The 13,495-nt window shown below is 59.5% G+C and carries 15 protein-coding genes; 2 read left to right on the forward strand and 13 right to left on the reverse strand.

Annotated features, from left to right (window positions below):
* Positions 1-48: 48 nt before the first annotated feature.
* From agaV to DW136_RS04835, 3 genes are read right to left on the reverse strand one after another with little or no spacing between them, the layout of a single operon-like run.
* On the reverse strand, positions 49-531 hold the full coding sequence (gene agaV / locus DW136_RS04825) for a PTS N-acetylgalactosamine transporter subunit IIB (protein WP_117640370.1): 483 nt from the start codon (positions 529-531) through the stop codon (positions 49-51).
* Positions 532-567: 36 nt separating this feature from the next.
* The gene (gene yajC / locus DW136_RS04830) at positions 568-849 is read right to left on the reverse strand and encodes a preprotein translocase subunit YajC (protein WP_117583566.1); all 282 of its coding nucleotides are present in this window, start codon (positions 847-849) and stop codon (positions 568-570) included.
* Entirely contained in the window at positions 849-1,292 is a 444-nt protein-coding gene (locus DW136_RS04835; RefSeq protein ID WP_117772902.1) for a PTS fructose transporter subunit IIA, read from the reverse strand. Before DW136_RS04835 ends, yajC begins: the two co-directional genes overlap by 1 nt.
* A gap of 702 nt (positions 1,293-1,994) precedes the next feature.
* Here DW136_RS04835 and DW136_RS04840 point away from each other — a divergent pair.
* A complete protein-coding gene (locus DW136_RS04840; RefSeq protein ID WP_118289206.1) occupies positions 1,995-2,633 on the forward strand; it encodes a DUF2975 domain-containing protein in 639 nt (212 codons plus the stop codon).
* Between the two features lie 9 nt (positions 2,634-2,642).
* Positions 2,643-2,882, forward strand: coding sequence for a helix-turn-helix transcriptional regulator (locus DW136_RS04845; protein ID WP_117654920.1), 240 nt, complete (start codon positions 2,643-2,645; stop codon positions 2,880-2,882).
* A 111-nt stretch (positions 2,883-2,993) separates the two neighbouring features.
* On the opposite strand, the gene DW136_RS04850 is transcribed toward DW136_RS04845, so the two are convergent.
* The 10 genes from DW136_RS04850 to DW136_RS04895 form a co-directional block, all read right to left on the reverse strand.
* Positions 2,994-4,076, reverse strand: coding sequence for a hypothetical protein (locus DW136_RS04850; RefSeq protein WP_118289207.1), 1,083 nt, complete (start codon positions 4,074-4,076; stop codon positions 2,994-2,996).
* 126 nt (positions 4,077-4,202) lie between these two features.
* The gene (locus DW136_RS04855) at positions 4,203-5,288 is read right to left on the reverse strand and encodes an isocitrate/isopropylmalate dehydrogenase family protein (RefSeq protein WP_118289208.1); all 1,086 of its coding nucleotides are present in this window, start codon (positions 5,286-5,288) and stop codon (positions 4,203-4,205) included.
* A 6-nt stretch (positions 5,289-5,294) separates the two neighbouring features.
* A complete protein-coding gene (locus DW136_RS04860) occupies positions 5,295-5,993 on the reverse strand; it encodes a HEAT repeat domain-containing protein (RefSeq protein WP_118289209.1) in 699 nt (232 codons plus the stop codon).
* A 15-nt stretch (positions 5,994-6,008) separates the two neighbouring features.
* Positions 6,009-6,437, reverse strand: coding sequence for a hypothetical protein (locus DW136_RS04865; RefSeq protein ID WP_055310425.1), 429 nt, complete (start codon positions 6,435-6,437; stop codon positions 6,009-6,011).
* A gap of 5 nt (positions 6,438-6,442) precedes the next feature.
* Positions 6,443-7,522: an NAD(P)-dependent oxidoreductase gene (locus DW136_RS04870; protein ID WP_118289210.1), complete on the reverse strand. Its 1,080-nt coding sequence runs from the start codon at positions 7,520-7,522 to the stop codon at positions 6,443-6,445.
* 98 nt (positions 7,523-7,620) lie between these two features.
* Positions 7,621-8,574: a DegV family protein gene (locus DW136_RS04875; RefSeq protein ID WP_117637062.1), complete on the reverse strand. Its 954-nt coding sequence runs from the start codon at positions 8,572-8,574 to the stop codon at positions 7,621-7,623.
* A gap of 79 nt (positions 8,575-8,653) precedes the next feature.
* Positions 8,654-9,238, reverse strand: a complete 585-nt coding sequence (gene hpf / locus DW136_RS04880; RefSeq protein ID WP_035137685.1) for a ribosome hibernation-promoting factor, HPF/YfiA family — start codon at positions 9,236-9,238, stop codon at positions 8,654-8,656.
* A 317-nt stretch (positions 9,239-9,555) separates the two neighbouring features.
* On the reverse strand, positions 9,556-10,548 hold the full coding sequence (locus DW136_RS04885; protein ID WP_158571440.1) for an ABC transporter substrate-binding protein: 993 nt from the start codon (positions 10,546-10,548) through the stop codon (positions 9,556-9,558).
* Between the two features lie 750 nt (positions 10,549-11,298).
* Positions 11,299-12,408 carry a hypothetical protein gene (locus DW136_RS04890; RefSeq protein WP_147351642.1) on the reverse strand — a complete coding sequence of 370 codons (1,110 nt, stop codon included), beginning with the start codon at positions 12,406-12,408 and terminating at the stop codon, positions 11,299-11,301.
* Positions 12,409-12,419: 11 nt separating this feature from the next.
* A complete protein-coding gene (locus DW136_RS04895) occupies positions 12,420-13,226 on the reverse strand; it encodes a double zinc ribbon domain-containing protein (protein ID WP_233546540.1) in 807 nt (268 codons plus the stop codon).
* Between the last annotated feature and the right edge of the window lie 269 nt (positions 13,227-13,495).

Genomic DNA, 13,495 nt, shown 5'->3' on the forward strand with positions numbered 1-13,495 from the left:
ACGTACAGAATGTCAGGGTTTCACTCCTGACAACGTGGATCACGAGGATTACGAGAAGAGCTTGCTCGTGTCCTCAACAGGCGTGCTCGGAACGCGCCTGATCTCCAACTCCACCCCCAATTCCTGCAGCTCTTTAAACGCAGCGACATCCTCGTCGTTAACTGCGACGGAGGTGGCGACTTGGCGCTTTCCTTCCGACATGTGCATGTTGCCGATGTTTACCTTCTTTATAGGCACACCGCCCTTGACGAGCGTAAGCACGTCTTCCGGTGTTTCGGCCACGATGAAGATCTTCTGGCGCGGGCTCGCCTTGCCGATGACGTCGATGGTCTTCTGCAGGGAGAAGAAACGCGTAGCGACGCCGGTGGGAGCGGCCATCTTCATGAGGTTCTGGCGCATGGTGTTGGTCGACACGTCGTCGTTAGCGACGAGGATGAGGTTGGAGCCCAGAGTGGAGTTCCACTGGGTGGCAACCTGACCATGGACCAGTCGGTTATCGATGCGGGTAAGAAGAATGTTGGGTTCTGCCATGTTGATCAGCTTCCTTTCGTTATTTGCTGACGACAGTTACTTGATCTCCTGAATCGCGTAACGCGAAACATCTACGACGGCTCCGGATCGGACTTTGATCTGGACCTTTTCGCCTTCGATGCCCTTGACGGTTCCGTAGATACCGCCGGCGAAAAGGACCTCCTGACCCGGCTTGAGCTCCGTGTGCAGCTCCTTAAAGTACTTCTGCTTCTTCTTCATGTTGATTTGCGACCAGATGGTGTAAATCAAGCCCATAATGACAAGCAGGCCTAAAAGGGCAACCGAGGAGCTCAGGACGCTGGCTCCGAAATCGGCCATTAGATGCCGTCCTCGTCGCCGAAGATATCCTCTTCGTCGGAGCCGGCAACGGACGCGACCGTCTGGGCGGTGACACCCGTCTGGCCAACGGTCACGGCCTGTTCGCCGAGCTCGGCGAGCGTGGCATTGCCGCGGAGGAACAGAAGCTCAATAACCATGGGGAGGTTAGTGCCAGTCAGAACCTCGACATTGTCGACATCCTGGGCAATCATCATCGACTGGTTAAACGGGGTACCACCGAGCAGGTCGGTAAAGACGAGCACGCCATCGCACTCCTCACGCATGGCGGTGATAGCGGCGCGGAGATCCTCACCGTAGGAAGCAGCCTGGTCGCCCTCAAAAGGAACGACGGTAAAAGCGGGCTGGTCGCCAGCGACCATAGCGATAGCGCTTGCGAGGCCGGGTGCGAACTGTCCATGACCGGTAAGAATAAAGCCAACCATTCAAATTTCCCTTCCGAAGGTGTGTACGATCTGAGTCCGATGATGTTCGGAAGCCAACGGGCAATCGCCCTTAAAGCTTCTTGGAAAGCGTTCTTTGAGAACCAGTGGTCTCTCAACTGGTAGTAACCACGTGACGTGTTGTTGTCACTATATCACCACAGAAGAGGTTGCTTTCGTTGATTCATACAGTAAAACGTTTTTGCACCGTTCACGGTGAAAAATCGACCGTTTACCGCTCATTAACACTTCTACCTGCGGTTTTGAAACCGTTTCGAAATGATTTGACGAAAGATCGGAACTTTTTTCGTGTCTAAACAACGCAGGGTGGCTAAAAATGGCGTGTAGAAAAATTGCAGGTCATTGTGAAGATTTGTGAATTGGTCTTTTTGACTTAATACCAGTTAGAACCAGTTTCGATATTATCGGTGAACGGTAGTTTTCGACCGTTCACCGGTTATTTGCAATCGTTTACGGCCGTTTTCCCATATGAATTAGAGAGACCCGATGAAGCACTTGCGCGGTTGCAGGATATTTCGATACTCGTCCATCCCCCGCGCGCCAAACTCCCACTCCCTGAATGTGCCATAAGCTCTCGCAATTCGTCTCTCATATATTACTTACTCTAATCTGTAATTGTTTATCGGTTATCATTAAATATGATATAGGATACAAGTATCATCCAAGACATTGGTTGGAGGAGCTATGATCCGCTGGAACGTATCCAAATCGAATGAAGCCATCAACCGTGAACAGGCAATAGCCAATCTGAGGAAGCTCACTCGCTACTGCAAATGGGGCACAATCTGCACCATCGTGGCGCTCGCTCTGGGACTCCTCGCAGTCATTGCAATCTACGATCTACTCATATTGCCTAGCCTCTCCCAAGGGTTCTGTCTCCAATCCGTAGAGCTTGAGGCTAGCGAAGGGCCAATTCTCGCTCTCGTCGGCACCAATGAACAGACTCCTCTTATGCTTGTCGCGCACGACGGTCATACTGCCATAGGGAGCGGCATGATGGCATGCCTCGCGCTTGCCATCGCGCTAAGCGCATACAGGTTTTTCTCCGCCATTGAAAAGGCGGGCAGGCCCTTTGACCTCGAATGCATTCGCATACTACGTCAAATAGGACATTTGTTCCTTATTGGCGGCGTTGCTGTGAAGCTTCTTGGTGCCATAGTCACGGGGCTGATACTCTCAGGATTTGGCGGCAACTTTACGGATGCGCTTGGTGGCCAGCACCTCGACCTCTCTATGGTCTTTGCAGGCCTGATTATTAGCCTGATTGCCAGCGTCTTCCAGTACGGGTGTATCCTGCAAAAACAAGATGACGAGTTGCTCTAGGGGGAATCCATGATTATTCTGCGGCTCGACCGCATGCTTGCCGAACGCAAGATTTCATCCAAAGAGCTTGCGGAACGCGTGGGTATCTCCCAGGTCAATATGTCGCGTATCAAGACGGGCAAGGTTTCTGCCGTGCGCTTTTCAACTCTTGACGCGATATGCCGGGCACTCGACTGCCAACCGGGCGATGTTCTGGAATACATACCTGACGATGAAGCCGATAGCCTCTTTGGGCTTAAAGATGAATAGCCATAATTAAGCCGCCAATCACGCCCTCAACGCAAAAAGCCCGCCAGAACGATGCGTTCTAGCGGGCTCAATCAGATATTTCGACTTCGCGCTCGAAAGCTCAGGCAAACCTTACGCAAACAGGCCGTAGATGCTGATGTTGGCCTTGGCGTAGAGGCCGTTAGCATACTCGGTCCACTTGGAGCTGGCGCTCGAGGCCTGCGAAGAATACTGCTGGTAGGCGGTGTAATAGGCGGTCATGGCCTGCTTATAGGTTGCGCTATCGGCAGTAAAGGCATCGTCGGCGAACGCCTTAGCGTAGGTGCTGTCGGCGTCCTTCCAAGTGCCCTTCTCGCTATCCCACTCGTCGCCGGCAAGGTTGATGATGTAGTCGGCGTAGTCCTTGCTCGCGGTCTCCTCGTTGCCGTCAGTAGGCTCGGTCGGGGCGGTTGGCATGCTTGCGGAGCTGTCGCCGACCTTCTTCTTGTAGAGCTTCTGCAGCGTCGCGGACTGGCGGACGATCTGCTTGGCCTGGTCCTTGGACACCCCGTACTGCGTGGCCATGGTCTTGTAGTCGGAGGTGCCGATGGAATCCTCGGCGTACTGCTTCATTTCCTTGGAAGAAACGGTAATGCCCTCGTCCTCGGCAGCGTCCAGCAGGATCTTGTTGCGCACGTAGGACAGGATAACGTCGGCAGACGGAGCGGTGTAGTTGCCATCGCTATCCTTGACGGTGTCGAGGCTGTACTGGCTCTCGATAGCCTCGCGCGCGGTGATACCGCTCTTCTTGCCGTTGTAGCTATAGCTTGCCACGGTCGAATCGAGCTGGTCCTCGGTCAGGGTCGACGAGCCGACACCCTTGCCGCCAAAACCACCGTTGCCGATAAAGAAGCCGACCACCGCAGCAATCACGATGGCGACCACAAAGGCGGCGATCATCGTCTTCTTGTGCTTGGATGCATGGTCGTCCGCATCGGAGTCGTCCTCGTCCTGCTCCTCGGGCATGAGGTTCTCGTCGGCGGCGTCCGCGGCGATCTTTGCCTCCAGGCGAGCATCCTCCTCCTCGGCCGTCGTGCCAGCTGCAATGTGCTCGGCAGACGTACCGGCAACCAGGTCGATCTTCTCGTCCTCGTCACCATTGGGGCCTTCGCCGCGCTCGATGATCTGGATGCCGTCGATCTCGTCCTTTTCGTCCTTCTTTTGAATCAGACCCATATCAGTTACTCCTTGTTAGGAAACATAGTCCCTCATAGAATACGCCCGACGGAGCGCCGGGCGTATTGATTCTTAGGTTATACGCAAACACTTAAGTACTATTTAGGCGTTTGCAGCCCGCATGTCTTAGGCCAGATGCGCGATAACGGCATCGGCAAAGGCCTGCGTGCCCACGGCGCCCTTAACGGAGCCAGTCTGGGCACGACGCACGTCACCGGTAACCTGCTCGCCCTCGTCGAGCGTGGCAGAGACGGCGGCGCGGATGCGATTGGCGGCGTCGTTCTCGCCCAGGTGATCAAGCATCATCGCAGCAGACAGAATCTCGGCCGTGGGGTTGGCGATATCCTGGCCCGCGATATCGGGCGCGGAGCCGTGGGTTGCCTCAAAGATGGCGCAATCGGCACCGATGTTGGAGCCGGGTGCCATGCCCAGACCGCCCACCAGGCCGGCGCACAGGTCGCTCACGATGTCGCCGTACAGGTTGGGCAGCACCAGGACATCGAAGTCATTGGGGTTTTGGACCAGGCCCATGCAGGTGGCGTCGACGATCTTGTCGTTGAACTCGATATCGGGATAGCTGGCGGCCACCTTGCGCGCCACGCGCAGGAACAGGCCGTCGGTCGCCTTCATGATGTTGGCCTTGTGCACGGCCGTCACCTTTTTGCGGCCGCAGCGGCGGGCGTACTCAAAGGCATACTCCACAATGCGACGGCTCTTGGCGATGGAGATCGGCTTGATCGAGATGGCGGAATCGGCGGCGAAGGTCTTTTGGCCCGAACGCTCGACGAGCTGTGAGAGCTCCTCGACCTCGGCAGCGCCCTCATCAAACTCGATGCCGGCGTAGAGGTCCTCGGTGTTCTCGCGCACGATGACCAGGTCGACGTCACGGAAGCGCGAGCCGTCGCCCGGCTGCGACAGGCAGGGGCGCACGCAGGCGTACAGGTCGAAGTGCTTGCGCAGGGCGACGTTAACGCTGCGGAAACCCGTGCCGACCGGCGTGGTGATGGGGCCCTTGATGGCAACCTTGGTCTCGGCGACCGCATCGAGCACATGCTGGGGCAGCGGCGTGCCAAACTCGTCCATGACGCCGGCGCCGGCCTCCTGGACATTCCAATTGATCTGGACACCGGTGGCCTCGACCACGCGGCGCATGGCCTGCGTAATCTCGGGACCGATACCGTCACCGGGAATCAGGACTACATCGTGCGCCATAATCTGTTACTCCTCGTCTTCGGCGTCGTCAGATTTTTTAACGCTAGCACGCTTCTTCTTTTTGGAGAGATCCAGGCCAAAACGTTTAACAAGCATTTCGCAAATCTCGCTCGAACGGGCCTTGAGATAGCTGCCCTTGCCGTTCTCGGCATCGAACTTAAGGCGCAGCGCAAGCTTCTCGGCAACCTCGTCGTCGATCTCGCCCTGGCAAAACTCGTACAGGCAACCGAGCATGTCGCGATACTCAAGGTCGCCGTGGTAGCACTGGATGGCCTCGTCCAGGATGGGCCAAGCCTCGCGCGAACGCTCGACACTCGTGGCACCCCACACGCACAGCAGGCGGAAGGCGGCATAGCGCAGCGTGGAGGAGATCTCGTCGAACAGTGCGGTCTCGGCGCCCTCAAAGGCATCGCCCAGCTGCTCGGGGCAGGTGGTGGCGAGCGCCGTCAGGGCATCGAGGGCCTCCCAGCGGGTCTGCGCCTCGGGGCGGTCGAGCGCCTCGATCAGCGCGGGCACGCAGGGCACGACGCGCTGCGGATCGCGCTCGGCAAGCAGGTGCAGCACGCGGGCGGCAAACTGGCGGATGCGGCGCGTGGGGCAGCCGAGCTCCTGGACCAGGCGGTCGACGGCGTTCTCGTTCTCCTCTGCCAGCTGGAGCTGTGCCAGCTCCTCGTCGGTGAGCTGTTCGTCTTTATTTTCTGCCATAGTTACCTCTTCTTACTATTTCTTAGCATGCTTGCCAGCACCCTTGCTGTCATCGGTGACCGAGATGAGCTGTCGGTCGGCCGCGCCATTGCGACGTGCACGGCGGCGTTCCTCGGCATCGCCCGCGTCGGCGGCGGCGCGGTGAGCCTTGTTGACGTTAAAGACCTCGTCGTGCTTGCGCCACGGGCCGACGGACTCGCCAAAGCTCATCTTAAGGCCGGCGATAAAGCCGCCGAGCCAGCCGATCGGCGCAAACTGCACCAGCGGGAACAGCGAGAACACCCAGGTCAGCAGGACGACTGCCGCCGCCCCCGCAAAGTTGGCGATCCAGTAGTCGCGCTTGGTGATGACGCGCTTTTCGCACGCCCACTGGCCGCACAGAAAGCCGATGTATATCGCAAAGAGAAAGAGCACCAGCGCAAGCACCACGAACGTCCAGCTCATGGGCGCTACTCCCCGTGATGGTGGCCGCAGCAGCACTCGTGACCGTCGTCATGGGCATGGCCGCCGCAGCACTCGTGGTCCTCGCCGTGGTGGTGTCCGCAACCGCACTCGTGGTCGTCACCATGCTCGCCGCAACCGCAGCCTTCCTCGTGAGCACCGTGTTCCTCGGGACGATACTTCGACCAGTCCAGACCGGCGGCGATGGCGTCGGCCTCCTCCTTATAGAGGACCGTGATGGCCTGGGTGCCCAACTTGGCGCCACCGATGGCGTCGAGCATGTCGTAGAGCGTAAAGGCCACGTCGGCGCCGGGCAGCGCAAGCTCGCGGTCGTCGGCATAGGCGAGCGCCAAGCGCAGGTCCTTAATGAAATGCTCGACCATAAAGCCGGGCTTGTAGTCGCCGTCGAGCGCCTTGGGGGCCAGGCTCTCCATGGCGCCGGACTTGCCGGTGCCGCCCAGAATCATCTGGCGGGTCTTCTCCAGGTCAAGGCCGCTCAGCTCGGCAAATGCCATGGCGTCTGCCATGCCGACCATGCAGGCGCCCAGCGACACCTGGTTGGCGAGCTTGGCAGCCTGGCCCTTGCCGGCGCCGTCGAAGCAGCAGATGTTGGCCGCAAAGGTGGCAAGGATGTCGCGGACCGGCGCGATGTCGTTCTCGGTAGCGCCCACGATAGCCGTGAGCGTACCGGCGATAGCGCCCGACTCGCCGCCGGTGACGGGGCAGTCAAACGCCATGCGACCAGAAACCTGGGCGGCCTCGGCAATGTCACGGGCGAGCTCGGGCGAGCTCGTGGTGAGGTCGATCAAGACCGCGCCCGGCTTGGTGCACGCGAGCAGGCCGTCGCCCGCCAGGTAGAGCTCCTCGACCTCGGAGGGATAACCCACCATGGTAAAGACGACGTCGGCGTTCGCCACGGCATCCGCCGGCGTATCGGCCCAGACTGCGCCGTGCTCGATAAGCGCCGCCGCCTTGGACTTAGTGCGGTTGTTGGCCGTGACGGGATAGCCGGCGTCCAGAATGTGGCCGGCGATGGGGGCACCCATGATTCCGGTGCCGATAAATGCGACAGAGAGCTTGTTTGCCATGAAACCTTTCCTTTTGGGTTGGGTGTTATTACCAGGTTGAATACTCGGTGCCAGCGTTTGGGCTGTGAGTTGGGATCGATTACGGCCGCGTTACTTGCCTACTGACCGCGCACGCGGCGGGCGATGCGGTCGGAAAGCGACGCCTTGTCGGCGCGGTTCTTACCCCAAAACGCGCAGGCCACCATGCCGGGGCCCACGTGCGAGCCGATGGTGGGACCCACGGAGCTGCGAATGATCGTGACGTCGGCGCAGCCCTCCTCCTTGCGGATGGCGGCTTCGAGCCAGTCGCCGTCCTTTTCGGCATCGGCCGTCATAATGGCGATGGGCATGGTGCGATCGGGCACATAGTTCTCGCGGAACGACTTGAGAATGGACTTGAGCGCCTTCTTGCGACCGCGGTTGACGCCGATCAGCGACAGCGAGCCGGCCAGGTCGTAGGACAGCTCGGGTTTGACGTCGAGCTTTGCCGTGAGCTGTGCCGCCGCGGGCGGAATGCGGCCGCCGGCAGCCAGCGCGTCAAAGCTCTCGAGCGTAAAGTAACCGTGGACATAGGTCTTAGCCTCGTTTGCCCAGTCGACCAGCTGCTTGGCGGTCAGTCCCGCCGAACGCTGGCGCACGGCCTCGAGCGCCAAGAGCGCGCCGGTCGCGCAGGGCAGAGCGTTGTCGACCACGTAGAGCTCAAAGTTGGGATACTCGGCGCGCACGGCATCTGCCGCCTGGCACGCGGAGTTGTAGCTCGACGACAGCGCCGAGGTAAAGCACAGGTAGACCGTGGGCGTGCCCTCTTTGGCGCACTCGGTAAAGAACTCGATATAGCGACCGAGCGACACAGCCGAGGTGGACACGCGGGCACCGGCGCGCATGCGGTCGTAGAACTCCTTAGGGCTCATGCTCGACCAGATGTCGTCCGTACGCTCCTCGCCATCGATAATGAAGGGGAAACCCAGGATATCGACATCGAGGTTCGCGGCGACCTCGGGGCTAAAGTCGCAGCAGGTATCGACGACGATGCGGCAACGGTCCGAATGACCGGCGGATGCGGCCTTGTCCATCAAAGCGACTCCTTACGTAAAAAGGCGGCCACCCGCATGGGATGGCCGCCAACCGTTAACTCATGCAAGTTAACGTATTTTACTCGTCAAGTGTTTCGATGCGGGGCTTGATGATGCCATATCCACCATTCTTACGGTGATACACCACATTGATGAGACCGGTCGTCGCGTTCTCGAACACGTAGAAGTCGTGGCCCAGCAAATCGGTCTGCACCAGCGCCTGCTCCTCAGTCATCGGGGTGACGTCGATAACCTTCTCGCGGACGAGCAGGTCGTCCTCCTCCTCGGGCAGCAGCAGGTCGGCCAGATCCTCGACGCGCTCGACCGGCGCGACATCCGCGGCGCTGGCACCGCCCTGGCGGTTGTCCACGACCTTGGTCTTGAACTTACGCAGCTGGCGGGTGACCTTATCGGCAGAGAGGTCGATGGCGGCGTACATATCTGCACCGTGCTCGGCAACGCGAATTACCGAACCGCGGGCACGAACCGTAACCTCGACGATTGCCGGGTTGGGGTTCGAGGGGTTCTTCTCATAACGAAGTACAACGTCGACCGTCATGGGCTCGATATCGAAAACCTTGAGCGCCTCGCCGATCTTCTCATCCACATGCGCACGCAGAGCATCGGTTACCGTCGTCTTGCGTCCAGAAACCTTGATATCCATACGTGGCTCCAATCTGCCTCGGGGACTTACTGTACTGGCTATGTACCCATTGCCGTGCATTTAATCACGCGGATTCCCAAAGACCCGAATAACGATTGCTTGATACCGCATACCGAAGTCTCGCACTTTTCTGTGGCAAAGTGCGCTATAGGAGGGCGTCGGCAAAGCTAGTTTTTCTCCTGGAAATCAGCTTTTACCTGCCGTTTTTACCAAAATAGAAAAGCCGGGCTCCCCTATTAGGGAGACCCGGCTATGCGTGTTGAAACCGTGAAGAAGTGCCTCGTTCAATGTATGGCAGACGCCACCCCTACCAATAACTAGCCATTGAGCTTGTTGATGTCATCGTCGGTGATGGTGCCCTCCTGGCTAGACGACGGGCTGTCACCGTTGTTATCGGGGGCGTTGTTATCGGAGGACTCGGTCTCGTTGGACGTGGAGTCGGATGCCTGCACATTGGCCCCCGAAACGGTCTTGTCGGTAAGGTCATAGGGCATCTGGCCGTACCAGACGCAGTGGACTGCCTCGAGCGTACCATCGACCGTGATACCATCGAGGGCATCGCTCACGGCACGGCACAGCTCATCGTTAGAGCTAAGGCCTGCGACGCCAAGCGTGGAGGGCGCCTCGAGCGTGCCGACATAGGAGATCTGGCCCATCAGACGCGCAAGGTAGCCACCGGCCGTGGAATCACAGATCACGTAATCGACCTCGCCCGACTCGAGCGCCTCAAAGCACTCATTGATGTTGGAGAAGGTCTTTTGACTAGCGATGATGCTTTGCTTGGCGAGCGCCTCCTGCGAGGCGGAGGACATCTGGACGCCCAAGGTGGCTGTGTTGAGCGTGTCGGTTGAGACGCTCGGGGACTCTCCGTCGCTGGTCTTGCCAAACACGGCGGCGGCATCGTACAGACAGGTGCCAAGCGAGCTGATGTCGCCGCCCGCAGACTTGATGTCGCCAATGAAGATGTCAGCCTTTTTATCGCTGAGCACGGAATCGGCCGAGGACGCATCGACAAAGGCGACCTTGAGGCCCATGCGGCATGCGAGGGCACGAGCGGCATCGACCGCATACCCCGTGAGCTCGCCGTCGGTGCCCTGCATGGCCTGCGGCGCATCGGAAGTATCGAGGGCGACCGTCAGGGTACCGGGGGTGAACAGGGCATCATCCGACACCGTGGGCGTGACGGTCTCGTACTCGATCTGGTCGATCGTGGGAGTCGTGAACGTAGACAGCGGGTTGAACGCGCATCCGCTCAGACCCAAAACGGCGATGACCGCTGCGGTCCCAGCACCTAACCGAGCCGCGTGCATCAAGCTGCCCCTCACCATGTCCACTACCCTGCCTTCTGTGTCGTATACGATCCGTGCGATGCGCGGAATATCAGATTGTTCCCACCAGCTGACCTGGTATTTGACCCCACACTTGCGCACCGGGGTGTTTGCTCGGGAGGCCGCAGCCACCTTCACGACTGGCCCGCTCGCCCGCGAGGCGGTATTGCCCCAAAGAAAGTAGAACGGACGGTGCGGCTTACATCTAGGACGCGCCATGATCGCGCCGCGCGCACGCGGTCGCTTACGTGGATCCCTTTGACCGCGTCTGTCTTGGACTAGGACGGGCATTTCGTCCGTCCGCAACCACAGCCTGGTAGGAACGTAGCGCATTATAGCTAAGTTCAAGCTAAAGTTTAAGGTTAGGGGCGTCATTCGCATCGCGAGTACAGATTTCGCAGGTCGGAGTGGGCTATTCGTGCCCCTGTGAAGCCCGGAGCTCCCCTATGGGGAACTCCGGGGCACCCTTCCTAGGGTGCTGTGGCCAAAAAATGGCAAATATGAGTACTGTCACCAATTTAGTAACAGGCAGTTTTAGCCTCTCGGACAGATTTTGCGCTCAGTGTCGCCAACCTGATGCTTAGTTATTCTACATTTGTTTATTATCTTCTTACTTTATGACGCCTCCGAGTCCTAAATTCCTTGTTTTTGCTGTTACTGATTTAGTGACAGTACTCATATTTGCCATATTTTGGCCAGGGCATATGATTAACCCCCTATTTTCGACGTGAATTAGACCGGCTTAAGCCCAAAACACGCCCGCAGCGTGTTAAGCAACGCCTCTTGCTTCTTCCTGCGGGCATCGACACGATTCCGGTACCGCTTTCGCATACGCTGGTGCATGCGCCATGCGAGCGCTTCCATCGCTTCCATGTCACAGAGCATTTCGTTGTTGACCGTCGCGACCTCGATTCCCATAGTAATCAAGCCCGTGTTGCGCTTTTCATCATGGATACGTCCCCTCCGAGAGGAATGGCCCAGCTCACCGTTGTATTCCAGGTCAAACCGGGCTGCCTCCTGATATGCATCGCAAACTGCATGGGGCATCCCCGAGATTGCCTGCGCACGGTCATCGAACTCGATCTTGTAGTCGGTCTTAAAAGGTCCGCAGGCAAACCCGCCATAGGAAAACGGAAGCGAAAACAGGGCGAGCATGATGCACTCCATGGGCGAGAGCAGGTTTTCCGAAAGATAGGGACACAGACGCAGCAGCTGTTTGGCCACATTCCCCTTGCATGCCGCAAGGTAATCTGCCAGACGATCGGGCATCAGCACCGGCTCGACTTCAAAGTAGCCCACGTCTGCTGGCTGGTCCTTGTCCTTTGCAAGTTTATTCGTAACAGGCGAGGTGTAGGGAGGCAGATACTTCCCGCGGTCACTCAGCGAAATCTTAGAGCACAGCTCTTGGGCCAGGGCAAACGCCTGGATACAGCCGACCTCGCGGGCGACGGCAACACAAAGGGCCTCGGGAGATAGGCTGTACGCCCCCGGTTCCACCTCTAGAATCGAGCCGGCAGGCAACCCGGAACACACGGACCAGCCCACGCCAGGCATGCGGCGGCGCTGCGCCGCAGATCCCACCAGCAAGCACAGATCTTCTTGCACCTCGCCGCTTTTGGCTCCAATTCGCACCAAGTCGGGAAGATAGATGTCCTCGGTCGAGGGCGACGACGTGCGCAGCACGCGGCGCTCCTCCTCGGGCTCAAGGTCCTTCCAGCCGATGTAGCCCATCTGCCGGCGCTCGGCTCGAATCATGCGCAACGCCGAGGCGCCTGTCAGGATCACGGAAGCCGCTAGCTGCTCTTTTGTCGGCTTGTTGCGCTGTTTGATTGTTACCCCCACACGAATCACCCCTACCAAACGCGTGCGAGAGCGAGGCCATCAACGGCCGCGGCACCGGCGCGCTTGAGTTCCGCCGAAGCCGCTGCCATGGTCGCACCCGTGGTAATGACATCGTCGATGAGCAGCAGGCGGCGGCCCCGCACGTCCTCAACGGTCTCGTACATGCCCCGGGCACGTTCCCGGCGCTCGACGCGACCGAGCTCGCGCTGGTCACCGTGGCCGTATTTGACCAGGGCGTCCAGCAACGGCACACCCGAAAGATCGCAAAACGAGCGCGCGATTGCTTCCATGTGATCGAAGCCGCGTCGCCGAAACGCCGCCGCCGTCGCAGGCACAAACACCACGGCATCGGCGCCGGACAACACACCGCCGTAGCGTTCGGGCGCCGCGACCTGGGCATGCAGGGCGGTGTCGTAGAGCAGCTCCGCCAGATACGGAGCCAGACGTCGCTCGCCCGCATCCTTGTACGCTTTAATGATGCGCGGCAGCGGATGCGCATAGACGGCGCACGCCAGGCAGCGGTCGAGCGCCTCCGCCATTGCCGAGGACGTGCCCTCGACCGAACACTCAGTGCACAGCAAATCCCCAAACGGGGCGCCGCATCGGGTACAGCTATGACGTGGGTCGATGAGCGTGAGCGCGGCCAGGCAGTCTTGGCAAATAAGCGCACCGGCGCGCTCGCAGCCGGCACATCGTGTTGGCGACAATGCCTCGAGCGCCTCGCGTGCCACCCGCTCGGCAAACGGTAGCAATTCGTCCGCAAACGGTAGGGCACCGGCACCCTGCAGACGGCTCGATATGTTCAGATGGCTCTTCAAGACACAACCCTCCCTACATTCGGTCGCAGGGAGGGTTGTTGATTCGGCGCTATGATACCCCGATGCGCTCGGGGCAAGGCGGGCTAAATCCGCTCGCGGGCGTTATTCGCCGGCGGGCGGTTGTGGTGCGGACGAAGACGGGGTCGAGCCCTCGCCACCATCCTGGCGCGGCTTGCGGGAACGGCGCCGGCGACGGCGCTTTTGACCCTGGTCGGCCGAGCCCTCGCCACCGCGATCCTCGCGCGGCTCCCCCCCCGCGCGGGCCCGCC

It is taken from the genome of Collinsella sp. AM12-1, from assembly GCF_003472325.1.
In the GTDB taxonomy this organism is placed as follows: domain Bacteria; phylum Actinomycetota; class Coriobacteriia; order Coriobacteriales; family Coriobacteriaceae; genus Collinsella.